Annotated in this window: 13 protein-coding genes; 11 read left to right on the top strand and 2 right to left on the bottom strand. The window is 66.6% G+C overall.

Annotation, left to right across the window (positions count from 1 at the left end; translation table 11 throughout):
• Window positions 1–353: 353 nt before the first annotated feature.
• Genes ACFC3J_RS09730 through ACFC3J_RS09715 form a run of 4 tightly spaced genes read left to right on the top strand, consistent with a single transcriptional unit; the run spans window position 354 to window position 15,872 of the window.
• Window positions 354–11,198, top strand: coding sequence for an Ig-like domain-containing protein (locus tag ACFC3J_RS09730; protein WP_375195977.1), 10,845 nt, complete (start codon window positions 354–356; stop codon window positions 11,196–11,198).
• 18 nt (window positions 11,199–11,216) lie between these two features.
• A complete protein-coding gene (locus ACFC3J_RS09725; protein WP_375195976.1) occupies window positions 11,217–12,554 on the top strand; it encodes a TolC family protein in 1,338 nt (445 codons plus the stop codon).
• Complete coding sequence (locus tag ACFC3J_RS09720) at window positions 12,547–14,688, top strand: type I secretion system permease/ATPase (RefSeq protein WP_375195975.1); 2,142 nt, start codon at window positions 12,547–12,549, stop codon at window positions 14,686–14,688. The genes ACFC3J_RS09725 and ACFC3J_RS09720 overlap by 8 nt, the downstream gene beginning before the upstream one ends.
• The gene (locus ACFC3J_RS09715) at window positions 14,685–15,872 is read left to right on the top strand and encodes an HlyD family type I secretion periplasmic adaptor subunit (protein ID WP_375195974.1); all 1,188 of its coding nucleotides are present in this window, start codon (window positions 14,685–14,687) and stop codon (window positions 15,870–15,872) included. The genes ACFC3J_RS09720 and ACFC3J_RS09715 overlap by 4 nt, the downstream gene beginning before the upstream one ends.
• 78 nt (window positions 15,873–15,950) lie before the next feature.
• Here the strand turns inward: ACFC3J_RS09715 and ACFC3J_RS09710 are convergent, their stop codons facing one another.
• Window positions 15,951–16,154 (bottom strand): hypothetical protein, encoded by a 204-nt coding sequence (locus ACFC3J_RS09710; protein WP_375195973.1) that lies wholly within the window; start codon window positions 16,152–16,154, stop codon window positions 15,951–15,953.
• A 39-nt stretch (window positions 16,155–16,193) separates the two neighbouring features.
• Complete coding sequence (locus ACFC3J_RS09705) at window positions 16,194–17,066, bottom strand: helix-turn-helix domain-containing protein (RefSeq protein WP_375195972.1); 873 nt, start codon at window positions 17,064–17,066, stop codon at window positions 16,194–16,196.
• 149 nt (window positions 17,067–17,215) lie between these two features.
• Here ACFC3J_RS09705 and ACFC3J_RS09700 point away from each other — a divergent pair, with 149 nt between their 5' ends.
• The 7 genes from ACFC3J_RS09700 (at window position 17,216) to ACFC3J_RS09670 (ending at window position 26,177) form a co-directional block, all read left to right on the top strand.
• Window positions 17,216–18,709, top strand: a complete 1,494-nt coding sequence (locus ACFC3J_RS09700; RefSeq protein ID WP_375195971.1) for a carboxylesterase/lipase family protein — start codon at window positions 17,216–17,218, stop codon at window positions 18,707–18,709.
• Window positions 18,710–18,787: 78 nt separating this feature from the next.
• The gene (locus tag ACFC3J_RS09695; RefSeq protein ID WP_375195970.1) at window positions 18,788–19,549 is read left to right on the top strand and encodes an SDR family NAD(P)-dependent oxidoreductase; all 762 of its coding nucleotides are present in this window, start codon (window positions 18,788–18,790) and stop codon (window positions 19,547–19,549) included.
• Window positions 19,550–19,697: 148 nt separating this feature from the next.
• Window positions 19,698–21,803, top strand: coding sequence for a TonB-dependent receptor (locus tag ACFC3J_RS09690; protein ID WP_375195969.1), 2,106 nt, complete (start codon window positions 19,698–19,700; stop codon window positions 21,801–21,803).
• A 5-nt stretch (window positions 21,804–21,808) separates the two neighbouring features.
• Entirely contained in the window at window positions 21,809–23,221 is a 1,413-nt protein-coding gene (locus ACFC3J_RS09685) for an FAD-binding oxidoreductase (RefSeq protein WP_375195968.1), read from the top strand.
• A gap of 58 nt (window positions 23,222–23,279) precedes the next feature.
• Complete coding sequence (locus tag ACFC3J_RS09680; protein WP_375195967.1) at window positions 23,280–24,632, top strand: MFS transporter; 1,353 nt, start codon at window positions 23,280–23,282, stop codon at window positions 24,630–24,632.
• 55 nt (window positions 24,633–24,687) lie between these two features.
• The gene (locus ACFC3J_RS09675; RefSeq protein ID WP_375195966.1) at window positions 24,688–25,455 is read left to right on the top strand and encodes a helix-turn-helix domain-containing protein; all 768 of its coding nucleotides are present in this window, start codon (window positions 24,688–24,690) and stop codon (window positions 25,453–25,455) included.
• Window positions 25,452–26,177 (top strand): FadR/GntR family transcriptional regulator, encoded by a 726-nt coding sequence (locus tag ACFC3J_RS09670; protein ID WP_375195965.1) that lies wholly within the window; start codon window positions 25,452–25,454, stop codon window positions 26,175–26,177. The genes ACFC3J_RS09675 and ACFC3J_RS09670 overlap by 4 nt, the downstream gene beginning before the upstream one ends.
• Window positions 26,178–26,496 lie beyond the last annotated feature (319 nt).

The following is a 26,496-nucleotide window of genomic DNA, read 5'->3' as shown; positions in this document are numbered from 1 at the left end:
AAATTCGTGAGATATTTGCGCATATGAAGGAACCGGCGCAACGAACGAGGGTTTAGCGGAATGGCTTGAACCTATTTTCTTGAAAGATCAAGAAATACACCCTGGCCGATGGAAAGCCAAAAGTAATTGCTGCCAATTCCATCTCAGCGCCCGAAAATATCTCACGAAAGTTCTCAAGAATTTTTCGGCATTTGACGATGTAATTTTGCCTGTTAGAAAAAGGAATATATAATTCCTTGTTAATGCTATGTTATAGTTGAATTTTACTGCCGCGAATATATCATGGCATCATAAATATAATCACTGCCGAAGGCCTTTTCACTGGAAGAAAGCTTCTTCCCGGGAGACGGAATATGGAGAGACGGGTAGAAATTGTCGACCGCGCCACCAAAGTCGTTAACACAACGGTCGCGCGGGAAGTCCACAGCGCAATTCCCGTCAAAGCCGGTTCCCATGTTCGCATCATAACGCCGCACGACAGCGTCGCGGCAATGGTCCGCGAAGGCGACGACCTGATCATCCGCTTTGCCGACGGCTCAGCGATTCGTCTGGAAGGCTATTTTGCCTGTTCGGGTCAGGATATGGGCGATTTGAGCCTGAGCGATCCGGACAGTGCGGCGCAGTGGCTGGTGACTCTGAGCGACGCGGTTTGCGCCGCGCCGGGCGATCTCTCGCAGGAGGCGCTGGGATATAATCTCTCACCTTTCGGAGCGGAGGCGGCGGCGTCATCGGGTCTTGGCAGCGGATTGTTCATCGGACTGGGCGCGCTGGGCGCGGGCGGACTTGTCGCTGCGGCGGCTGGCGGCGGGGGAGGGGGCGGAAGGCCGCCGGTTCCTCCAGCCGACACCACACCGCCCCCTGCGCCGGTGGTCGCACCCAGCAACGGCCGGACGATCAGCGGCACGGCCGAGGCGGGAGCGACCATCCGCATCGACCTGAATGGCGACGGCTCGGTCGACGGCACCACAACGGCTGATGCCGGCGGCCACTGGACCTACAGCCCGGCGGCGCCGATCGCCAACGGTACGGCAGTGACGGTGACGGCGGTCGATCCGGCGGGCAATGTTTCGCCGCAGACCCGGATCGTCACGGATGCCGTGGCTCCCGCGGCGCCGGTGATCGATCCGAGCAACGGCACGGTGCTGAACGGCACCGCGGAGGCGGGCGCGACGGTCGCGATCGATCTTGACGGCGACGGCGTGGCGGATGGGACGGTGACCGCGGGCGCCGATGGCCGCTGGAGCTATACGCCCGCCGCGCCTCTGGCGGACGGTGCAATGGTCACCGTCACTGCGGCCGATGCGGCTGGCAACGTCAGCGACCCCGCATCGCTGACCATCGATCTCAGCGCGCCTGCCATCCCCTTTATCGGCGCGATCAGTGACGATGCGGGCGCGGTGCAGGGCATCGTGCCCAGCGGCGGTTCGACCGACGACCGCCAACCCCTGCTGACCGGCTATGCCGAAGCGGGAGCGCGGATCACCCTTTTCGACGGCGGCATGGTGGTGGCGACGGTCACTGCCGATGCCAGCGGAGCGTGGAGCTTTACGCCTGTCGATCCGCTGGCGGAGGGGAACCACAGCTTCACCGTCACCGCTACTGACGCCGCAGGCAATGTGAGCGGCGCGTCCCAGCCCTATCTGCTGACGATCGATCTGACTGCGCCAGCCGCGCCGCTGCTCGGCCCGACCGACGGCCTTACCATTTCCGGCAGCGCCGAGGCGGGGGCGACGGTCGCGATCGATGTCGATGGCGACGGCGTGACCGACGTCAGCGCGATCGCCAGCGCGTCCGGCGCGTGGAGCGTCACCCTGGACGGGCCGCTGACCGACGGCACGCTGGTTCGCGCCGTTGCGATCGACGCGGCGGGCAATGTATCGGTGCCGGGCACAGCCAGGGTCGACGCGGCGCTCGACACGACGCCGCCGCCGGTGCCGGTGATCGGCGCGGTCAGCGATGATGTCGGCACGGTGCAGGGCCTGCTGGTCAGCGGCGCGGTGAGCGACGACGGAAGGCCTCAACTCAGCGGATCGGGCGGCGAACCGGGCGCGACCATCACCATCTATGACAATGGAGTCGCGATCGGCACCACAGGCGTCAATGGCGCCGGCCAATGGAGCTTCACCCCGGCGACGGCGCTGGGCGAGGGCGCGCACAGTCTGACCGTTACGGCGACTGACGGCAGCGGCAATGAAAGCCGGCCTACGGCGGCCTTCGACCTCGTCATCGACACGGCCCCGCCCGCCATGCCCACCATTTCGCCCAGCAATGGCGCGGGTCTGGTCGGGGTCGCGGAGCCGGGATCGACCCTCCGGATCGACCTGAACGGTGACGGGACGGCCGACGGCTCGGCGGTGGCGGATGTCGATGGCAACTGGATCTTCGTGCCGGACTCGCGCATTCCTGATGGGGCAAGCGTCAGCGTCACGGCGGTCGATGCGGCAGGCAATGTTTCGCCGCCCGCGACCATTGTGGTGGATGCCGATGTGCCCATCGCGCCCTATATCCTGTCGGTAATCGACGATGTGGCCTTGCAGACCGGCATTGTCCCCAGCGGCGGGTCCAGCAACGATTCGACGCCCACGATCAGCGGCACAGCCGAACCCGGCTCTACCGTCTATGTCTATGACGGAGGCACGCTGATCGGAACGACCGCCGCGGATGGGGCAGGCGCGTGGAGCTTTACGCCGGCACCCCTTGCCGAAGGAGGGCACAGTTTTGCCGTTACCGCGACCGATGCGGCGGGCAATGTCTCCGGCCCGTCGGCGGGCCATATCGTCATCGTCGACCTGAGCGCGCCTTCGGCGCCCGTGCTCCAGTCGACCGACGGGGTCACCCTGTCCGGCACGGCGGAGGCGGGGGCGGCCATCGCGGTGGATAGCAATGGCGACGGCGTGCCCGACGCGACCGCGACCGCAGACGCCACCGGCGGCTGGAGCGTCACCTTCGCGTCGCCGCTTGCCAACGGCACAGCGTTGAGCGTGGTGGCAACGGACGCGGCGGGCAATGTCTCTCCGGCGGCCAGCGCGATCGTCAACAGCGGCATCGATACCACGCCGCCCCCGGTGCCGGTGATCGGCAGCGTCAATGACGACGCAGGGGCGATACAGGGAGCGCTGATGGACGGCGCTTCGACCGATGATGCCCAACCGGTGCTGACAGGCACGGCGGAGGCCGGGGTGACGGTGTCGATCTATGACAACGGCGTGCTGGTCGGAACGACCGCCGCCGATGGATCGGGCAACTGGACGTTTGCACCCCTTTTGGGTGAAGGGCCGCACAGCCTGACCGCGACCACCACCGACGGCGTCGGCAACGAAAGCCAGCCTTCGGCCGCTTTCGCGCTGACGGTCGACACGGCGCCACCGGCGGCTCCAGCGATCGATCCCGGCAATGGGTCGATCGTGACCGGCAGGGCGGAGGCGGGGGCGACCGTCAATCTGGACTTTGACGGCAACGGCACGACTGACGGCTCCGCGGTCGCCGACGGCGCGGGAATCTGGACCTACGCGCCAGGCACGCCGCTGACGGACGGCACGGTCATTACCGCTCGGGCGGTCGACGCGGCAGGCAATATGTCCGGTCCGGCATCTGCAACGGTGGACAGGCTGCCGCCCGCCGCGCCGCTGATCCTGTCCGCCCGCGCGGATGGCGCAACCACCAATCTTGCCAGCGGCGCCTCGACGCCCGACGGCCAGCCCGCACTGTCGGGCAGCGCGGATCCCGGGACGCTGATCGCCGTCTATGACAATGGGACGCTGCTGGGCACGGCGACGGCGGATGGATCGGGCGGATGGAGCTTTACCCCGCCCGTGCCGCTGGGGCAGGGCAGCCATGATTTCACGGCCACCGCGAGCGACGCGGTCGGCAATGTCAGCGTGCCTTCCTCCGCCTTTGCGCTGGTCATCGACAGCATCGCTCCGGCGTCGCCGCTGCTGTCTGCGGTCACCGATGATGCGGGATCGGTTGCGGGCGCCATCGTCAATGGCGGGCTGACCGACGATACGCGGCCCGCGCTCGCCGGCACGGCGGAAGGCAATGCTGTCGTTACCATTTACGACAATGGCACAGCGATCGGCACGGCCAATGCCGACGGCAGCGGCGCGTGGAGTTTCACCCCGGCGGGTGCGCTGGGGCAGGGCAATCACAGCTTCACGCTGACCGCGACCGATGCGGCGGGCAATGTCAGCGCGCCTTCGGCGGCCTTTGCCCTGACCATCGACAGCCTGCCGCCTGCAGCGCCCATAATAACGGGTTTGACCGATGCCGTGGGGCCGGTTCAGGGCAGCGTCGCGCCTGGCGGCTCGACCGATGACAGCCGCCCGGTCCTGTCCGGCACGGCCGAAGCGAACGCCGGCATCACCATCCGCGACAATGGTGTGGTCGTGGCCACGGTAACGGCCGATGCGCTGGGGCAGTGGACCTATCGGCCGTCGTCCGCGCTCGCGCCGGGCGGGCACAGCTTCACCGCGATTGCGACCGACGCGGTGGGCAATGCCAGCGGTCCTTCTGCCGCGCTGGCGATCACCATCGACACGACCGCGCCCGCCGCGCCCGTCATCGCCATGCTCAATGACAATATCGGCGGCGCGCAGGGGCCGGTCGCGAGCGGCGGCGTTACCGACGACATTCTGCCCAGCCTGTCCGGCACCGCCGAAGCGGGCGCGAGCGTCGCCATATATGACGGAGCGACGCTGATCGGGACGGTCCTCGCGAGCGGCGGCGCATGGAACTTCACCCCTTCGGCGCCGCTGGGCGAGGGGCTGCACAGTTTCACCGCCGTTGCAACCGATGCGGCGGGCAATGCGGGGCCGCCGTCGTTGCCCTTCAGCGTGACGATCGATGTGACGCCGCCCGCCGCACCCACGATCAATCACAGTGCCGGCGGGCTCCTGACCGGCACGGCGGAGGCCCTTGCAACGGTCCATCTCGATCTGGACGGCGACGGCACGGCGGACGACGCCGTCACGGCCGATGCGCTTGGCGGCTGGACCTATACGCCTTCCAGCCCGATCATCGACGGAACGACCGTCATCGTCACTGCCAGCGACGCGGCGGGCAACATGTCGGGACCGGGCAGCGTCATCATCGACGCCACCGGCCCGGTCGCACCGGCCATCGACAGCGTTACCGACAATGTCGGAGTGCAGACCGGCATCGTCGCGCCCGGCGGGACGACCGACGACACGCTGCCCCTGGTCTCGGGCACGGCGGAGATCGGATCGACGGTCCGCATCTTCGACAATGGCGCGCTGATCGGAACCGTCGTCGTGGGCGCAAGCGGGACATGGAGCCTGCAACTGACCGCGCCCCTGGGCGGCGGCGCGCATGTCTTCACCGCGCAGGCGACCGATCTTTCGGGGAATGTCGGCGCGCTGTCGGCGGGCTACGGCATAACGGTGGACACCGGCATTCCGGCGGCGCCCGTCATCAGCGGCGTGGCGGACAATGTCAGCCCGGCGGCGGGCAATGTGCCCGACGGCGGCGCGAGCAACGACCTGCTGCCGGAAATCGACGGCACCGGCCCCGCCAATGCCACCATATCCGTCTATGACGGCGCGGCGCTGTTGGGCACGACCCAGTCCGATGGCTCGGGTCTCTGGAGCTTTACCCCTTCCGCGCCGCTGGCGCCGGGCAGCCACAGCTTTACAGCCATCGCCACCAACGGCGCAGGCAATGCCGGGCCGGCGTCCGCAGCCTATGCGATCACCATCGACATCAGCGCGCCGTCCGCGCCGCAGATCGGATCGCTGTCCGACAATGCCGGTGCGATCCTCGGCGGGATTGGCGCGGGCGGCGTCACTGACGACACGACGCCGCTCATCTCCGGCACCGCAGAGGCGGGCGCGACGGTATCGCTCTATGCCAATGGCCTGTTGCTGGGCACGGCCAATGCCGACGGAACGGGTGCCTGGAGCTTCACGCCACCCTCGCCGCTGGGCGCCGGGGCGCAGGCGATCACGGCGACCGCCACCGACCGGGCGGGCAATGTCGGCCCAGCCTCCGCCGCCTTCACCTTCACCATCGACGTCAGTCCTCCCGCCGCCCCCGTGATCAACCCCAGCAACGGCCAGAGCGTGACTGGCACGGCGGAGGCCAATGCCACGATCACCATCAGCCATGGCGCCGTGACGCAGCAGGTGCAGGCGGACGGCACGGGCGCATGGACCTACACCCCTGCCTCTCCGTTGGCGGACGGCGCCGGCGTGTCCGCGACGGCGAGCGACGCGGCGGGCAATCTGTCGGGACCTGCCGCCATCATCGTCGACGCCCTACCGCCCGCTCCGCCGGTGCTGGTGGGCGTGGCCGACGATCAGGGGTCGGTGCAGACCGCGATCGGATTGAACGCCACGACAGACGATACCCGGCCCACTTTCTCGGGCACGGCGGAAAACAACGCGACCATCACCATCCGCGACGGCGGCACGATATTGGGCACGGCGACCGCCGATGGAACGGGTGCCTGGAGCTTCACGCCCGCCGCCCCCTTGGGTGAAGGACCGCACAGCATCACCCTGACCGCCAGCGACGCGGCAGGCAATGTCAGCACGCCGACGGCCGCCTTCACCTTCAGCGTCGATACGACGGCGCCCGCCGCGCCGGCCTTGTCGTCGGTGACGGATGATGTGTCGCCGCAGGCCGGTCTCATCACCGATGGCGGCGCTACCAACGATACGACCCCGGTTTTCGCCGGCACGGCGGAGGCGAACGCGGTCATCCGCATCTATGACAATGGCGTGCAGATCGACAGCGTGACGGCCAATGGCAGCGGCGGCTGGATCTGGTCGCCGACCCTGGGCGAGGCGGATTACAGCCTCACCTTCACCGCCACCGACGCGGCGGGCAATGAAGGCGTGCCTTCCGCTGCCTTTGCGCTCCGGGTGGATACCAGCGCGCCCGCCGCGCCGCTGCTTGATCCGACGGACGGCAACAGCGTCACCGGCACGGCGGAGGCGGGCGCGACGGTCACCGTCACGGCCAGCAGCGGCGCGACGGAGACGACCGTAGCCGACAGTTTCGGCCGGTGGCTGGTAACCTTCACCCCCGCCCTTTCCAATGGCGATACGGTGAGTGCCACTGCCACCGACGCCGCAGGCAATGCATCAGGCAGCAGCCCGGCGCAGATCGTCGACAATGGTCTCGACACGACGCCGCCCGCGCCTCCGCTGGTCGTCATCGCGGACGATGCCGCGCCTGTTACCGGACCGTTGAGCAGCGGCGTTTCGACCAACGACGCGACGCCGGTAATCAGCGGCACGGCGGAGGCCGGGGCGACGATCACCATTTATGACCTCGGCGTCGTCATAGGCACGACCGCCGCCGATGGCCTGGGCAACTGGACCTATATCCCGACGCTGGCGGAAGGCGCGCACAGTCTGACGGTGACGGCGACCGACGCTGCCAACAATGAAAGCCTGAACACGGCTCCCTTCCTGCTGACGGTCGACACGAGTCCGCCTGCGCCGCCCACGGTCGATGCCAGCAATGGATCGGTCCTGTCCGGCACGGCGGAGGCGGGGGCGACCGTCAATCTCGACTTCAATGGGGACGGCGCGCCGGAAACGACCGTCACGGCCGACGGCAGCGGCAACTGGACCTATGTGCCCGGAGCGCCGCTCGCTGATGGAACGCCGGTCAGCGTGACCGCTACCGACGCGGCGGGCAATGTCTCCACCCCGGCGACGACGGTGATCGACCGGGCCGGTCCGGTGACGCCCGGCATCGCTGCCATATCCGACAATGTAGGGACGGTCATCGGTACCGTGGCGAATGGCGGGTCGACCGACGACACCACGCCAACCCTGTCGGGCACCACGGAGGCCAATGCCAGCGTCTCCATCTATGACAATGGCGTGCTGATCGCGACAGTCGGGGCCGACGGGACGGGGGCGTGGAGCTATGGCGGCGCTGCGCTGGCGGCGGGCCTGCATGCCTTTACCATCACCGCCACCGACACGCTCGGCAATGTCAGCGCTGAATCGGCGCCCTACAGCATCACCATCGACCTGACTGCGCCTGCCACGCCCGCCATCAGCGGAGCCAGCGACGATGTCGGCCCGGTTCAGGGCGCGCTGGCCAATGGCGGGCTGACCGACGATGCGCGGCCCGCACTCAGCGGCACGGCGGAGGCGGGCGCAACCGTCACCATCTATGACAATGGCGCGGCGATCGGCACGGCGCAGGTCGACGGAACGGGTGCCTGGAGCTTTACGCCCGGCGCGCCGCTCGGCAACGGCGCACATGCGCTGACAGCCATCGCCACGGACGCTGCGGGCAATAGCGGCCCCGCGTCGAGCGCCTTCAATCTGACCGTAGATACCACCGCACCCCTCGCCCCCTCGATCCTGACGGTAACCGATGATGTGGGATTGGTGCAGGGCGCGCTGGGTTCGGGCGCGGTGACCGACGATAGCCGTCCGGCGCTCGGCGGCACGGCGGAGGCTGGCGCGACCGTCACCATTTTTGACGATGGCGTCTCCATCGGCACGGCCACCGCCAACAGCTCAGGTGCGTGGAGCTTCACTCCCGCCACGCCGCTGGGCAGCGGAGCGCACAGCCTGACCGTCACCTCCACCGATCTTGCCGGGAACAGTGGTCCGGCATCGGTCGCTTTCACGTTGACCATCGACACCAGCGCCCCCGATGCGCCGGTCATCCTGTCCGCCGCAGATGATGCGGGCGCGATCACCGGCATCATCGCCAACGGCGGCACGACCGATGATGCGCAACCGCTGCTGACCGGGACGGCGGAGGCGGGGGCGATTGTCTCCGTCTACGACAATGGCGCGCTGCTGGGCACTGCGACGGCGAACGGATCGGGCGCATGGAGCTTCGCGCCACCGGCCCAGCTGAACGATGGGGCGCACAGCTTCACTGTGACGGCGCGCGACGGAGCGGGCAATGTCGGCGCCGCTTCCGCCGCTTATGCGCTGACGGTCGACACCAGCGCTCCGGCCGCGCCAGCCATTGCGGCCGTCACCGATGACGCGGGCACGCGCACCGGAACGCTGGCCAATGGCGCCACGACCGACGATACGCTGCCGCTGCTGACCGGGACGGCGGAAGCTGGAGCGACGGTCACGCTTTATGACAATGGCGCGGTCATTGGCACGGCGACAGCCAATGGATCGGGCGTCTGGAGCTTTACGCCGGGCACGCCGCTCGCCCAGGGCGACCACAGCTTCACGGCCCGCGCCACCGACGCGGTCGGCAATCAGGGAACGCTTTCCTCTCCCTTTGTCATTCGCGTCGATACCTCCGCGCCTGCTGCGCCGGTGATCGCCGGCATCACCGATGATGTCGGCACGTTGCAGGGTCCGGTGGCCAATGGCGGGGTTACCAACGATACGGTGCCGCTGCTGCGCGGCACGGCGGAGGCGGGATCGACCGTCACCATCCTTGCCAACGGTTCGGCGCTGGGCACCGCGATTGCCGACGCCTCGGGCAACTGGAGCTTCAGTCCGGCCTCCCCCCTGACCGAGGGCAGCTACAGCTTCACCGCAACGGCAGCCGACGCGGCAGGCAATGCCAGCCCGGCATCCGGCGCTTTCGCCATCACCGTCGACCTCACGGCTCCGGCAGCTCCCGTCATCAATGTCATCACGGACGATGTCGCGCCCAATACCGGCACGATCGCCAATGGCGGCATTTCCAACGATAGCGCTCCGACGCTGAATGGCACGGCGGCGGCGGGCGCCACCGTGCTGGTCTATGACAATGGCGCTCTGGTTGGCAGCGCGGTTGCCAACGGGACCGGGGCATGGAGTTTCACGCCATCCACCGCGCTGGGCAACGGCGCGCACAGCTTCACCGCCGTCGCGGTGGATGCGGCGGGCAATGCCAGTGGGGGGTCCGCCGCCTATGGCATGACGGTCGACACGCTGGCACCCACGGCCACCATCGCGATCACCAGCCTGACGGTCGATACCGGCACCGTCGGCGACTGGAGCACGCAGGACAACAGCCCGACCATTGGCGGCACGCTCAGCGCGGCGCTGGGCGCCGGGGAAAAGGTCCAGATCCAGATCGACAATGGCGGCTGGGTCGACGCTGCCGCGTCGGGCACGAGCTGGTTCTATGGCGCCGGGACGCTCTCCATCGGCACGCATAGCGCTGCGGTGCGGGTGGTCGACGCAGCGGGGAATGTCGGCAACGGTGCCTCGCAAAGCTTCACCATTGCCGCTGTCGGCGCTCAGGCTCCGGTGGTGCAGGCGAGCGGCACGGCGCTGCTGGGTCTGGTCGGGGTCGAGGCGCTCAACCTGATCGATCTCAGCAACCAGGCCTTTTCCGCCGCTGATGTGAACAATAATCTGAAAAGCGTCACCATCCGCTTTGCGCCCCTGCTGTCGCTGGGCTCCTACACGCTGACGGCGTCCTCCGCGCTGGCGGCCGAACTTGGGCTCGTCATTTCCATCGTCAACGATCCCGGCACCCTGTTCATCGCGCCCAGCTCGCAACTGACTATCACGGCATCGGGCGGTGGGGCGATCGACAATCTGGCGGTGAACGAGCTGCTCAATACGGTTCACTTCCAGCAAAATCTGGGCCTTCTGGGCCTCGACATATTGGGTGCCACGACGATCAGCGCCACCGACACGACCAATCTGACCTCCACGCAGGCGGTCGGGACGCTGCTTGACCTCAGTCTGCTCAACGCCAGCGGATCGCCCTATCTGGTCGAGGGCAACGGCAGCGCCAACACGCTGAACGGCACCAGCGGCAATGACCGGATCTACGGCTATGGCGGCGCCGACACGCTGAATGGCAATGACGGCAATGATTTCCTGCGCGGCGGGGCCGGGGCCGATACGTTGAACGGCGGCAATGGCAATGATACGCTGGTCTATGACGCGACCGACACGCTGATCGACGGCGGCGCCGGCGCCGACACGCTGCTGATCAACTCCGGCACCGGTCCAGTGCTTAATCTGGATGCCGTCAACAACATCCGCAATATCGAGCGCATCGACCTTGGCACCCGCGACGCCGGGCGGCAGATCACGCTGACCGAAGCGGGCGTCCTGCGCGCCACCGACAGCAATCGCCAGCTCACCATATTGGGCGACGGCAGCGACAGCGTCACCATGACCGGCGCTACCTTCGTCGGTCAGACGCAGATCAATGGCGAAGCCTATAATCATTACACTTTGGGAACCACCAACATCTACGTCGACCATCCTGTGATGGTCGTGGTGTAGGGCAAAAAAAGGGGGCGCATGGGGTTCAGGCTGTGCGAGATTGCCGGGCTGGCGATTGTCGCTGCACTGGCCGCGGGACACGCGCTGGCGCAGGATGGGGGCAGGCCGGCGGCCGCGCCGCTTCCGGGGCAGCTTGACATGGCGGGGGCGGTGGCGCTGACGCTGGCCCGCCACCCCGAAATCGCGAAGGCCAATGCCGCCCTGGCGCGGGGCAGGGCGGATCTGGGCGCGGCGAAGGCGGCATGGACGCCGCAACTATCCTATCAGGCCAATGTCGGACCCCATATGCTTTCGGGCCGGAACGGCTCCGGCCTCAATGAGAATATGGCGGGACCGAGCGTCTATCTTCAGCAGCAGGTCTGGGACTTTGGCCGGTCGAAGGGCGAGATCGGCGCCGCCCGCGCGACTACGGGCCAGCGCTGGCATGAGCTGGAGTCAGTTGCCGATCAGCTGGCCGAACAGGGCGCGCTTGCCTTTCTGGAGGTGAAGCGGTTCGAGGCGCTGTCGTCGGAAGCTGGCAAGCAGGTGGCTGAACTGGAACAGCTGCGCCAGAAAATCGGGCTGCGCGTCAATGCGGGGATTTCGGACAAGTCCGACCTGATGCTGGCCGATGTCCGGGTGGAAAGCGCGCGGGGCGACGCCATCCAGGCGGAAACCTCGCTCGGCATTGCAAAGGCTGCGCTCGCCAACCTGACCGGCGGCCCGGCCCAGCATTATGCCGATCCGGCGGCGCAGATTTCCCGCTTCGAGGCGGGGGATCAGGAACCGGACTATGCATCCCTGCCCGCGATCGTTGCGGCAGAAAAGGCGGAAAGGGCGGCCGCCGCGAAAATCGGACAGGCCAAGGCGGAACGCTATCCGCGACTGGGCCTGCAACTGGGCTATACCCGGAACAATTACAGCTACAACGTCCGCGACAACAGCTTCACCGCACTGGTGACGGTAACGGGCGACCTCTACCGCCGAAGCAACCATTATCTGGTGACGGCGGCCGAGGAAGACCGGCGCGCCGCTCAGGCCACGCGGGAAGCGGCAATATTGGACATGCGGGGCCGGGCGCTGACCGCCCGGCAGGAAATCCGCGCGGGACAGGCGCGCATTACCGCCTACAGCCTTCAGGAACGGCAGGCGGTCACGGCCAGCCGCATCTTCTTTGAAGAATATAAGCTGGGCAAGCGGACGCTGACCGAATTGCTGAACACCCAACTGGAAATCTATCGCGCCGCCAGCGCCCGGATCGTAGCGGAACATGACATCATGGAAGCGCGGGTGAAGTTCGAAACCCTGCGCGGCACATTGCGGCCCTCGCTTGGCCTGCCTGCGCGCTTCAATGAACAGGAGGACCCCGATGGCTGACCGCCCGGAATTGCGGCAGAGCCCCTGGATCGCGGCGGTCGCGGCGCTCGGCACGCTGAAGGGCGTGCCGTTGAGCGCGCCGGAACTGATGGGCCGCCTCTATTGGGTGGACGGGCAGGGACTGGAGGAGGCGGTCATTCATGCCGCCCAGCTTTCCGGGCTGCGCTTCGACATCGTGACCATGGCGGCCGGAGATGTGCCGCTGATGCTGTTGCCGGTGATCGTCGAACTGGAGGGGCAGGGGGCTGCCATTCTGCACAGCCGCGACGGCGACCATGTCCGCGCCACCCTGCCGGGGCTGCGTCGCGACCGGCCGGTTGAACTGGCGCTCGCGGAGTTTCAGGCGCAGGCGACCGGCCGCATCGGTTTCGTCGAGCCGCTCTCCACCCGTTCGCGCGATGCCCGGCTGGACGAGTTCCTGCGCAAGCCACCCAAAAGCTGGCTGCGCGACATCATTCTGAGTGATCGGCGCGGCTATGGCGAGGTGATGCTGGGGTCGCTGTTCGGCAATCTGCTGACCTTTGCCACCTCGCTCTTTGCCATGCAGGTGTGGGACCGGGTGATCCCGGCCCAGTCAATCCCCACGCTCTGGGTGCTGGCGCTGGGCACGGGCATGGCGCTGCTGCTGGAACTGATGCTGCGCACGGCGCGGGTGCAACTGGTCGACAGGATCGGGCGGCGGGCGGACATGGCGATTTCCTCCCGCATCTTCGCGCGCGCGCTCGACATCCGCAACGATGCGCGGCCGCGATCGACCGGCGCGCTGATCGCGCAGCTGCGCGATATAGAACAGATCCGCGAAATGCTGACGTCGACCACCGTGTCGGCGATGATCGATCTGCCCTTCATCGCGCTGTTCCTGATCCTCTTCGCCATGCTGGCCGGGCCGCTGACTTTCGTGCTGGCGGGCGCTGCGCTGCTGATCCTGTTGCCCGGCCTGCTGCTGCAACGCCCGCTGGCGCGGCTGGCGACCGAAGGGATGAGGGAGGCCGCGTTGCGCAACGCGATCCTCGTCGAATCGATCGAGCGGATCGACGAGATCAAGTCCGCCCAGGCCGAGGCCCGCTTCCAGACCCTGTGGGAGCGGCTGACCCTGACCGGATCGCGTGTTGGCGGCGAACAGCGCTTCCTGACGGCGCTGTTCGTGAACTGGACGCAGACGCTGCAACAGCTCGCCTATACGGTGGTGATCGTGGCGGGCGCCTTCCGCGTCATGGACGGCGACATGACCATGGGGGCGCTGATCGCCTGTTCCATCCTCACCAGCCGCGCGCTGGTGCTGTTCGTGCCCTTCGGCCAGATTTTCACCCGCTGGCAGAATGCGAAGGTCGCCATGGCGGGCCTTGACGACCTGTTCGGCAAGCCGGTCGACCATGATCCCGAACAGGGCCTGCTGCGGCGTCCGGCGCTGCACGGCCATTATGAGCTGAAGGACGTGACCTACGCCTATGACCCGGAGGCGCCGGTCGCGCTGAAGGTCGAACGGCTGACCATCCGGGCAGGCGAGCGGGTCGCGCTGCTGGGCCGGATCGGGGCGGGCAAATCCACCCTATTGCGGCTGCTCGCGGGACTGGCGCGGCCCACCAGCGGAGAGGCTCTGCTCGACGGCACGGCGATGACGCAGATCAGCCCCACCGACGTCCGTCGCGATACGGCCTATCTGGGGCAGGGGGCACAGCTTTTCCTCGGCACGATCCGCGAAAATCTGACGATCGGATCGCCGGGGGTGAGCGATGAGGATATTTTGCGCGCGCTTGCCGTCACCGGCGGCATCCCGCTGATCCAGAATCAGCCGCAGGGGCTGGACCTCCTGTTGCAGGAGGGCGGTGCCGGCCTGTCCGGGGGGCAGCGGCAGACGCTGCTCCTGACCCGCGCATTGTTGCGGGAAAGCCATATCCTGCTGCTCGACGAACCATCCGCCCCGCTGGATGACATCAGCGAGCGCAATCTGGTTGCGAACCTCAGAAACTGGCTTCGCGGGCGGACGCTGGTGGTGACGACCAACCGGCCCGGTCTGCTGGAACTGGTCGACCGGATCGTGCTGATCGACAATGGCCGGATCACGCTGGACGGCCCCAGGGACAAGGTGCTGGCTGCGCTCGCCGGACCCGCGCTCAAGGAGAAGCGGGCATGAGGGGCGCCACCTGGGACGAACTGCCCGGCGAAGAGGAGAGCCGCTGGCTGCGCACCCTGGGGAGGCTGCGCATCATTCCGATCGTGTCGATCGGCGTGCTCGCCTTCCTGATCTGGGCCTGGTTCGGCGTGCTGGACGAGGTGGCGATCGGCCCCGGCAAGGTGACGCCGCCTTCGCGCAGCCAGACGATCCAGAGTCTGGAGGGCGGTATCGTCAACGGCATCTTCGTCCATGAAGGCGATATCGTCGAACCCCGCCAGAAGCTGGCCACGCTGGATCGCGCCCGTTTCAGTTCCATGCTGGGCGAGGCGGAGGCCAAGGCACGGGCGCTGGAGGCCTCGGCCGCCCGGCTGGAGGCGGAGATAAACGGGGGCGAGCCGCATTTCAGCGCGGCGGTGCAGGCCACGCCGGGTCTGATCGCGCGGGAGAGGGAACTGATGCGCTCCCGCCGCCAGAATCTGGAGGTGGCGACGGCCAGCCTGCGCCAGTCGCTGGCGCTCACGCGCCGCCAGCTGGCGATGACCGAGCCGCTGGTCGAACTGGGCGCCGCCAATCAGGTCGAGGTGATCCAGCTGCGCCGTCAGGAAAACGAGATTCAGGCCAAGCTCGATTCCCTGCGCAACCAGTTCGTCATCGACGCCAGCGCCGACTATGCCAAGGCACGGGCCGAACTGGATCAGGTGACGCAGGTCGTGGGCGGGCGTCGCGACCAGCTGGACCGCACGGAGCTGCGCTCCCCGGTGCGCGGCATCGTCAAAAATCTGGAGGTGACGACGATCGGCGGCGTGATCCAGCCGGGCGGTTCGCTGATGGAGATCGTGCCGCTGGAAAAACAGTTGCTGATCGAGGCGCGCATGTCCCCCCGCGACATCGCGTTCATTCGGCCCGGCCTGCCCGCGACGGTCAAGATCACCGCCTATGATCCTTCCATCTACGGCACGCTTGCGGGGACGGTGGACCGCATCTCGCCCGACACCTTGCAGGATGAGGTGCATCGCGATCAGGTCTATTACCGCGTCTATGTGCGCACCGGACAGTCCATCCTGCGCACGAAGGATGGCCGGGCCCATGCAATCATGCCGGGCATGGTCGCGACCGTCGAGATCCGCACCGGCCGCAAGACCGTGCTGCAATATCTGATGAAGCCGATCAACAAGGCGCAGGAAGCGCTTCGGGAGCGGTGAAGGGCATATGCCTGCCCCCTCTCCTCATGCCGGACCCTTTGCCTCAAGCCTCGAACGTGCCAGTTGCGGGTCGGCGTCCTAACGGTCTTCCTCGACCTCCGCCTTGCCCGGCCATTGGCCTGGCAGTTCCAGATAGGCTTCCAGCTCGCGCCAATGCCGGTCCCATCCCGGCCCGCGCCGGTCCTCAGGCACATGGGCCTCCACCATGCGCCGCGCCCGCGTGACCACATTGTCCGTCGGCGTCCTCAGCCGGTCGAGAATAGCGCGGATCTCCGCCGTCATGATCGCTGCCGTCCCCCGTCCTGCCGCTTTTCCATCGGTTCAATCATCCTTGGCCGCGCGATAGCCGCGCGGCGGTTGACCGACATGGCGGGTGAAGAAGCGCGAGAAATAGGCAGGATCCTCGAAACCGACGGCATAGGCCACCTCCGTCACCGAAAGGTTTGAATAGAGCAGCAGCCGCCGCGCTTCCAGCAGCGTCCGTTCGTCCAGCATCGCCGCGGGCGAGGTGCCCGCCACCAGAGCGCAGGCCTGACGCAGCGCGGTCAGGCTGACGCCCAGTGCCCGCGCATGGTCCGTCACCGGCTCGCGTTGGCGGAAGCGCTGTTCGATCCGTTCGCGCAGCCGCGCCACCAGCGCCGCCTGCCGGGCGCTGCCGCCATGGCTTTGCCGGGCGAGCGCGCCATGGCGCAGCGCCAGCACCATGACCGACAGCAGTGCGGCCTCCACCGCAGCGCGCTGCCCCGGCCCGGCCCAGCCCAGTTCACGCGCCATTCGCCCGATCCCCTGTTCGGCGTCGGCGCCGTCGTCGGCGCGCAGCGTCACGGCATGGGGGTGGCGGAACAGCGCGGCCAGATCGCCGTCCCGCTCCAGCAGATGGTGCAGATAGCTGTCGGCGATCGTCGTCACCCAGCCACGCGATTCCCGGTGCCATGCAAAGCCATGGACGATGCCCGCCGGGATCAGCAGCAGGCACGGCGCCTCGAAATGCACCGTCTCCGCCTCCGCCCGCATCTGCCCGCCGCCTTCGGCGATCAGGATGATGTGATTGAGGTCGCGGTGGACATGCGGGCGGATCGTCCATTCGCTGGGGCGGGACCGGTCGTCCAGACTTTCGACATGGACGAAGCCCTCCGCCACGCTTCGCTGAGGTTCGCCATAGAGATAAAAGCTGGGGACGGCGCTGGATGTCATGGTGGATCGTCCATCTATGCGCCCGTGCCGCGCCCGGCGCAAGGGCGCCCGTTCGGCACTTTCAGCGTGCGGTTCGGCACAGAGTTTCCGCTCCCCCCGGCGCGGGCGTCCGTCTATCCTGCATGTAAAATGAGCGTGCAGGAGCAGCGATGCAGGAAATCGTCGAAACCCGGTCAGGCAGCGTCAGCGGGGTGAACGAAGGCGCGGTGACGCGCTTTTCCGGAATTCCCTATGCCGCCGCCCCGGTTGGCGCCCGGCGTTTCGCCCTGCCGCAGCCGCATGCGCGTTGGGACGGCGTTCGGCAGGCGAGCGATCCGGGACCCAATGCGCCGCAAAAGGTCCGCGCCGTCCCCGGCCTGGATGCGCATGCCCTGATCGGTCATGGCTGGGTGCCGGGGGACGATTATCTGGCGCTCAACATCTGGAAGCCCGCCGGCGCGCAGAGCGGCCTGCCGGTCATGGTCTTCATCCATGGCGGCGGCTTCGTGCTGGGGTCGAAGGATGCGCCGGTGCAGGACGGAACCGCCTTTGCGCGCGACGGCGTGCTGCTGGTGGCGATCAACTATCGCCTGGGGGTGGAGGGCTTCCTGCCGATCCCCGGCATCCCCACCAATCTGGGCCTGCGCGACCAGATTTTCGCGCTTCACTGGGTGCGGGACAATATCGCGGCCTTTGGGGGCGATCCGGCCAATGTCACGGTCTTCGGCGAATCGGCGGGTGGGATGTCGGTTGCCAACCTCGTCACCTCGCCCCGCGCAAAGGGGCTGTTCCGCCGCGCCATCATCGAAAGCGGCCATGGCGCGATGACCCGCGACATAGGCGTCGCGCAAAGGCTGGTGAAGAAGCTCGCGCAGTTGCTGAAGATCACGCCCGACGAAGCCGGTTTCCGATCCATCGAGCCGGGCGCGATGCTGGATGCGGTGGAGAAAGTCGGCCTGCCGACCACGCGGCTCGACCTGCGCGATGAGGAGGGGCGCGAGCCGGTGTTCGGCATCAGCCGCTTCATTCCCGTCCATGGCGACGATGTGTTGCCCGAAAAGCCGATCGAGGCTTTGCGGCAGGGCGCGGGCGCGCAGATCGACCTGCTGATCGGCAGCAACGCGGAGGAGATGAACCTCTATTTCGTCCCGACCGGCGTTCGCGAGAAGATCGGCCGCCTGCTCGCCACCTATTTCATCCATAAATGCCAGCCGCAGGCCCGGCGGGTGCTGAAGGCCTATGGCATGGGGGCAAAGGGAGTGAAGCCCGGCCATGCCTTTACCGACGCGCTGCACGATCTGGTGTTCCGCTGGCCTGCCCGCCGCTTTGCCGAGGAGCATCAGGGCCGCACCCATATGTATGAGTTCGAATGGCGGTCGCCTTTGTTCGGGGAGCCGGGGTTCGGGGGATTGGGCGCGGCCCATGCGATGGAATTGCCCTTCGTCTTCGACACGCTGGCCAGCGTCACCGGCCCGCAGGGATTGTGCGGCGAGGCGCCGCCGCAGGAATTGGCCGACCGGGTTCACCGCATCTGGGTCGATTTCGCCAGGTCCGGAGCCTTGCCGTGGCGCGCCTTCACCCGCGAGGACCGGCAGGTCTATCAACTGGCGCGGGGGGAGGCGATTTCTGAAGCGCCCATGCCGGCGGCGCCCTTCCTCCCCTAGAGCTTTGTTTTATCGCGTTTTTCAAGTCGGCGGATGATCGCCATCCGCCTGGAAAACGCTCCAAAGAGGATTTCTGCCATGTATCTCGAAAGGCTCAGACTGGATGGCCGCCGGGCGCTGGTCACCGGCGGGGCGAGCGGCATCGGCCTTGCCTGCGTCGAGGCGCTGGCGGAGATGGGCGCGACGGCTATCGTCGCGGATCTCGATCCCGGCATGGTGCGGGCGACGGTCGCGGCGCTGGACGCACGGGGCATCCCCGCCGAAGGCATGGTCATGGACGTGACCGACAGCCGCCGCGTCACGGAGGTCGCCGACCATGTCGGGCCGATCGACATATTGGTGAACAATGCCGGCATCGCCCGCAGTGAAACCCCGGCCGAATCCGTCACCGACGAACATTGGCTGAACGTCATCGACGTGAATCTGAACGGCACCTTCTGGTGCGCCCGCGCCTTTGGCCGCCACATGCTGGCCGCCGGGCGCGGAAGCATCGTCAACATCGGGTCGATGAGCGGCTTCATCGTCAACCGGCCGCAGGAGCAGAGCTATTATAATGCGTCCAAGGCGGCGGTGCATCAGCTGACCCGCAGCCTGGCCGCCGAGTGGGCGGGACGGGGCGTGCGCGTGAATGCGGTGGCGCCCACCTATATCCGCACGCCCCTGAACCGTTTTGCGGACGAAAGCAGCCTCATGTTCCGGCGCTGGATCGACTCCACTCCGATGGCGCGGCTGGGCGATCCGGAGGAGGTCGCCTCGGTGGTCGCCTTTCTCGCGTCCGATGCGGCGAGCCTGATGACGGGCAGCATCGTGCTTGCCGACGGCGGCTACACCTGCTGGTAAGCCTGCCGCCTGATCCGATCGGCCAACCCATCGAACCGAAAAGCAAAGCGGCGACCCTCCCCAAACCTATCTGATAGGTATAGGGTCGGATCATTCCAGATCAGACCCGACAGGCATGATTCCCTCGGGCGTTCGGGAGGGAGGATGTATGACGTTCAAGGCTTTGCTTTTTTCCGGTGCCGCCATCGTCGCCGCGCTGCCCCCTATGTCGCTGGCCCAGCAGGCGCCGGTCGTCGCCCCGGCCGATCAGGGCGAGATCATCGTCACCGCTCGCAAACGGCAGGAAACGCTGCTCGATGTGCCGGTCGCGGTCACCGCCGTCAGCGGCGACACGCTGGCCCGCCGCAACATCAATTCCGTGCGCGAGGCGGCGGTGTTGACCCCAGGCCTCAACATTTCCAGCGACGGCGCAGGCCGCGCCTTCGTCTCGATCCGCGGCGTCGGCGTGACGCTGGTGCAGACGGTGCAGCCGGGCGTCGGCCTGTTCATCGACGGCATCTACCGACCCAACACCGCCTATCTCAACAACCCGCTGCTCGACGTCGAGCGGATCGAGGTGCTGCGCGGGCCGCAGGGCACGCTTTACGGCAAGAACACGCTGGGCGGCGCGATCAACGTCATCACCCGCCAGCCGGGCAACGATCTGGAGGTGCGGGGCCAGGCGAGCTATGCCGGGCCGGATGACAGCTGGCTCGTTTCCGGTTCCGTCTCCGCGCCGATCGTGCAGGATCGGCTCGCCATCCGCATCGGCGCCTCCCACCGCCAGCAGGACGGCTTCATCAAAAATGTCGTGGTCGGCGGCAACAGCAACAGCCTCAACACGGATTCGGTCAGCGGCACGCTGCGTTTCACGCCGGGCAATGACGTGGTGGTGGCGCTCAACGGCTATTATGACTGGGTGAAGGGCCATAATGTTCCCTATGCCCGCGTTACCGGGCCGACCGACTATCAGCGCACCAACCAGTTCAACACCACCGGCCTGACCTTCTATAGATATAAGGGCGTGAACGGTCGGATCGAGCTGCCGGTCGAAGGCATCGACACGAAGGTCACATTGCTTGCCGCCTATGATGCGCGAACGACGGACTCGCCCGATTCGGACGGCGATTTCGGCCCGCTCGATGCGGTGCGCCTGTCGGGCACCGACAGGCTCAGCACCAGGACGGTGGAACTGCGCTTCGACACGACGCTCAGCGACACGCTCTCCACGCTGGTCGGCCTGTTCTACAGCCGGGAAAGCTTCGACGCCGATGCGTTGACCAACATCCTCATCCTGGGACGCCAGGTGCGCCAGATCGACCATCGCACCGGGGACACCTATGCCGCCTTCGGCACCGTCTTCTGGAAGCCGAACCCGCAATGGGAAGTGGCGTTGGGCCTGCGCTACGATCATGAGGATCGCAAGGCGACCGGCACCATCGCGGGCATCGCCATCCCGCCCGCGCAGATCAAGTCGAACGAGGTCGAACCGCGCCTGTCGATCACCCATCACTGGAACGAGCAGCTGATGAGCTATGCTTCGGCCGCGCGGGGTTATCGCGGCGGCGGCTTCAATGCGCCCAACGCGCCCTTGCGCACCTATCGCGGCGACAATGCCTGGACCTATGAAATCGGCACCAAATATGCCGCGCCCGGTTTCTCGCTGGCAGGCGATATCTTCTACAGCGATTACAAACATTATATCGGCCTGAACTCGATCGCGCCCGCCGTTCCGGCGGGGCTGGTGACGGTCGACCTCAATGCGGGCAGCGTGGAAAGCTACGGCGCCGAGCTGGAGGCGACGGTGCGGCCCACGGCCAACTGGACCCTGTCGGGCGGCCTCACCTATATGCACGCGCGCCTCACCGACACGCGCGAATATACCGCCATCACGGGCCGCACCCTGGCGAGCGATCATCTGACCTTCCAGCCCGACTGGATGTATAACGTCAGCAGCGATTATGTCGTGCCGATCGGAGACAACAGGCTGACGTTCAATGCCAGCCTGAACGGCAAGGGCCGCCGTCTCGCCGCGACGCTGAACCAGACGGTGCCGACCTTCCTGAAGGGCTATGCGGTGGTCAACGGCTCCATCACCTTCGCGACGGCGGGCGGGATCGAACTGGCGGCGTTCGGCCAGAATCTGTTCAACAAGAAATATTTCGACAGCTATATCGAAAAGACCACGCTGCAGCTGGCGGGTCTGCCCGCGTCCGACCTTGGCATCATCGGCGACCTGCGCCGTTATGGCGTGCGCGCCAGCTTCCGGTTCTGATCGCGATGAGCGCGCCGTCCCCCCAGCCGCGCAAGCCTTTGCCCGAAGGCTTTCTCGACCAGTTGCGCGCGGTTTTCGGCGACCGCCTCTCGACCGGGGAAGCGGTGCGCAGCCAGCATGGACAGAGCGAGACCCATTTCGCCCCTGTCCTGCCGGACGCCGTGATATTCGCCCGTTCGACGGAGGAGGTGGCCGCGCTGGTGAAGCTCTGCGTCGCGGCGGAGGTGCCGGTCATCCCTTTTGGCGCGGGCACCTCGATCGAGGGCAACACCCTGCCGGTGCAGGGCGGCGTCACCGTCGACCTCAGCCAGATGAACGCCATATTGGAGGTGAATCAGGAGGATTTCGACTGCACCGTGCAGGCCGGCGTGCGGCGCGAGCAACTGAACGAACATCTGCGCGATCAGGGCCTGTTCTTCCCGATCGATCCCGGCGCCAACGCCACGATCGGCGGCATGGCCTCCACCCGCGCCTCCGGCACCAATGCGGTGCGCTACGGCACGATGCGCGAGGCGATCCTGTCGCTGCGCGTGGTGACGCCGGACGGACGGGACATCCGCACCGCCCGCCGGGCGCGCAAGTCGGCGGCGGGATATGACCTCACCCGCCTGATGATCGGCAGCGAAGGGACGTTGGGCATCATCACGGAGATCACCCTGCGCCTCCACGCCATTCCGGAGGCCATTTCCTCGGCGGTGTGCGGCTTTGAAACGCTGCAGGGCGCGGTCGATACCGTCGTCCAGTCGATCCAGATCGGCGTGCCGCTGGCGCGGGTCGAGATATTGGACGACCATCAGATGCGCGCCGTCAACCGCTGGTCGAAGCTCGATTATCCCGAACTTCCCACGCTTTTTTTCGAGTTCCACGGGTCGCCATCCTATGTGGACGAGCAGGTTCGGACAGTGGAGGAGATCGCGTCGATGAACGGCGGCGGCGAATTCCGCTGGTCGAACCTGCCCGAAGAACGCACGAAGCTGTGGAAGGCCCGGCACGAGGCTTATTATGCTGCGGTCAACCTGCGTCCGGGCGCCATCGGCTGGGCCACGGACGTCTGCGTGCCGATCAGCCGACTGGCCGAGTGTATTACCCAGACCCGCGCCGATCTGGACGGGGCCAGCCTGCCCGCGACCATATTGGGCCATGTCGGCGACGGCAATTTCCATGTGATCTTCTCCATCGATCCCGAAGCGCCTGAAGAAATGGCCGAGGTGGAGGCGCTCAACGAGCGGCTGGTGCAGCGTGCACTGGCGATGGACGGCACCTGCACCGGCGAACATGGAATTGGGCTGGGCAAGCAGCAGTGCCTGATCGACGAGCTGGGCGATGCGGTGGACATGATGCGCGTCATCAAGCGCGCTATCGACCCCAAAAATCTTTTCAATCCGGGCAAGATTTTCGCCGTTCAGCCGGGGGGCTGAATTGTCCGGCCGCGTTTGTTCCCCCTTCCGCGGCCGGACATCATGGAAAGGAAGACTGTTGGACAGCGCCACCAAATCACCCTCTCTCCGCGGGACAGAGGGAAGGAGTCCGCTTGCGGCGGCAAGCGGGAAGGGTGAGGGCGACCCCGCCTCCCCGATCGCCCATGCCCTCCCATCCCTCCTCATCCTTGCGCTCGCCATGGCATCCGGCTTCACGATGATGGGGTCGTTCAGCATGGTGCAGGAAGGTGCGAAGGCGGAGATGGCGCTTTCCGATTTCCAGCTGTCGCTGGTGCAGGGTGTGGCTGCCGCCGTCCCGCTGCTGCTCTTCTCCATCCCGATCGGTATCATGGTCGACCGGATGCGCCGGTTGAGGCTGTTCGTCCTGCTCGCCATCATCTGGACGCTGGGCACCTTCCTTACCGCCACTGCGCAGGGCGTCGCGATGCTTTTTCTGGCCCGCATGCTGGCGGGCGTGGGCACGACCGGCGCCCTGACGGCTGCGCTGTCGCTGGCGGCCGACATGTGTGCGCCCGAACAGCGCGGCCGCGCCCTGCTGATCGTGACGCTGGGCAAGAGTCTGGGTCAGGCCGCCGCCTTCGCGTTGGCTGGCTGGCTGCTGGCGCTGTTCCTGCAAGGCGTGGGCGCCCAATGGTTCCCGCATGCCGCGCCGTGGCGGGCCGCCCATTTCGCGCTCGCTTTGCTCAGCGCAGCACTCATCCTGCCGATGCTGACCCTGCGCGAACCGGCTCGCCACGAAGTCGAATCCAGCATTCACGCCCCCTGGGGCACGATTGTCCGCGAACTCTGGTCGCGCCGCGCCTTTCTCGCTCCGCTGTTCATGGGACAGGTCTCCGTCGTGATGGCCGATGCCGCGGCGGCAATCTGGGCGTCGCCGGTGCTCTCGCGCAGCTATGGCCTTGCGCCTCCGGACTTTGCCGGCTGGATGGGCGGCCTGATCTTCGTCACTGGCGTTGCAGGTGCGATCCTGGGCGGCTTCGCGGCTGACTGGGGCCAGAAGCGCCGCGGCAGGGGAGGCCTGCTGACCGGCGCGGTCATTGCGGCGGGACTGGGCATACCCTCCGCCCTATTTCCGGTCATGCCCGGCGTCGGAAGCTTTGCGCTCGCGCTTGGCGCCCTGATGCTCTGCGGCACCGTCACCGGCCTTGTCACTTCGGTTGCGCTCACCGTCTTCCTGCCCAATGAGTTGCGGGGTCTGTGCATCGGCGCCTTCATTGCGATTGCCGGGCTGATCGGCTTTGGCGTCGCACCCACGCTCGTCACTCTCATCAGCGCGCTGCTGGGTGGCGAAGCTCATCTGAATCAAGGGCTGGCCGTCGTCGGCACGGCGGTCAGCGCCCTCTCCCTGCTGGCCTTTGCGCAGGCCAGGCGCAAGGCACCTATCAGATAGCTCTTGCTCAAACCTATCAGATAGGTCATTCTCCTTCGCATAGGAGAAGCGCCAAATGCACCGAATCGACGTGTCGCCGGAAATGATCGCCCTGCTGGGGTCCGGGCCAGCCCGCTTGCCTGAGCAGAGCGGATCCGGTCGCCTGTTCATGCTGGGTTTTGGTTCGGTCGGCCAATCGGCGTCGATGCGCATGATCGACCGGCCTACGGTGGAGGATCTCAACAGGGAAAGCGGCAGCCGCCTGATCCTGCTGGTCACCCGCGAAGCCTGTGAGCGGGTGGCCGACGGCCCCGTTCCGCTTCAGTTCGACACGGCCTATTATCTCCCAGCGCCGCTGCGCGCCATTGCGCTCTCCATTCGGGATTGCGATCTTCATGAAGCCGCGGCGACGCCCTATCGGCTTGCGAAATGCATTGAATTGCTTTGCGACATTCTGCGCACCGCCAGGGAAGGCGGTTTCATCCCCATCGGTCAGGATGCCATCCTCTCCCGCGCCGACAGCGAAAGGCTGCTGGCCGCGCGCCGCCTGATCGAAGAACGCTGGGCAGAGAAGCTCACTCTCGACATGATCGCCCGCGCCTGCGGCCTCAACCGCGCCAAGCTGACCCGCGGCTTCCGCGACATGTTCGATTGCTCGGTGGCCGATGCGATCGCGCAGCAGCGTCTGGGCAAGGCGGGCGAAATGCTGCTGGCGACCGAACTGCCGGTGTCGTCCATCGGCTATAGATGCGGCTATCTCAACAATACCAGCTTCACCCGCGCCTTTGTGCGCCGCTTCGGAATTGCGCCCACGCAATATCGTTCGCACCGGCTGGCTGCATGACCCTGCGCATGACGGAAGACGGGGGGTCGCTGGTCGATCACGCGATCCAGGCGGTTCGCGACCATATCCGGGACCATGATCTGAAAGTGGGCGACAGTCTGCCCGGCGAAGGCAGTTTCGCGAAAGACATGGGCGTCAGCCGGGCGGTCATGCGGGAGGCGTTTGGTGCGCTGGCGGCATTGGGCCTGATCGACGTTGCCAATGGCCGCCGGGCCAGGGTCGGCGCGATCGACGGGTCTGTGATGGGCGCTTCGCTGGATCATGCCGTGGCGACGGAGCAGATCAGCGTCGCTGAGGTCTGGGACGTGCGCCGGACGGTGGAGGTCCGCATCGCCATGCTCGCGGCCGAACGCCGCACCGAAAAACAGGCCGCGCGGATCATGGCGCTCGCGCAAGCCATGGCGGAGGCGGACGGCGACAAGGACCGCCTCACCGCCAATGACATCGCCTTGCATGAGGCCATAGCCGACGCTGCCGCCAACAAGCTGTTCGCGCAGATCGTCCGGTCCTTTGCGCCGTTGATGAAAACGGCCGTATCGCAGGCCTGGCGTACCCGCACCGCGGCCGAGCAGCGGCAGGCGATGATCGATCGACATCTGGATCTGGCGCGGACGATTCAGCTTGGCGATCCGGCGGCGGCAGGGGCGGCGATGGAAGCGCATTTCGATGCGTCGGTGGGGCAGCAACTCTACGCCAGAGACGCCCGACGCATGCGGGATTGAGCGCTGGGTTATAAATAAATAACGCAAAAACAATGGACTAGCTCGATTTCGTCGCTCTTTTTCGATAAATTTCCCGAAACTGTCATTTTTGGGGTTGCCCGAATCTTCGGACCCACATAGATGGCCTCTCACCGGACGGGACGCCGCCACTGAGGCGCTGGACTGGACGGTCGCCAACATGGATGGGACGCACCTCCCTCGGAAGAAGTTTCGAGGCGGGAAGGCTGTCCCTCTAAAGTTGTCGGTTCTTTGACATTGTTAGTATGATGAAGGGACATGTGGGCGGCGGCCCTGGGTTCTTACGGCTTTCAGGCGTAGG

Source organism: Sphingobium sp., assembly GCF_041987595.1.
In the GTDB taxonomy this organism is placed as follows: domain Bacteria; phylum Pseudomonadota; class Alphaproteobacteria; order Sphingomonadales; family Sphingomonadaceae; genus Sphingobium.
This window is presented reverse-complemented; position numbering and strand designations above follow the sequence as displayed.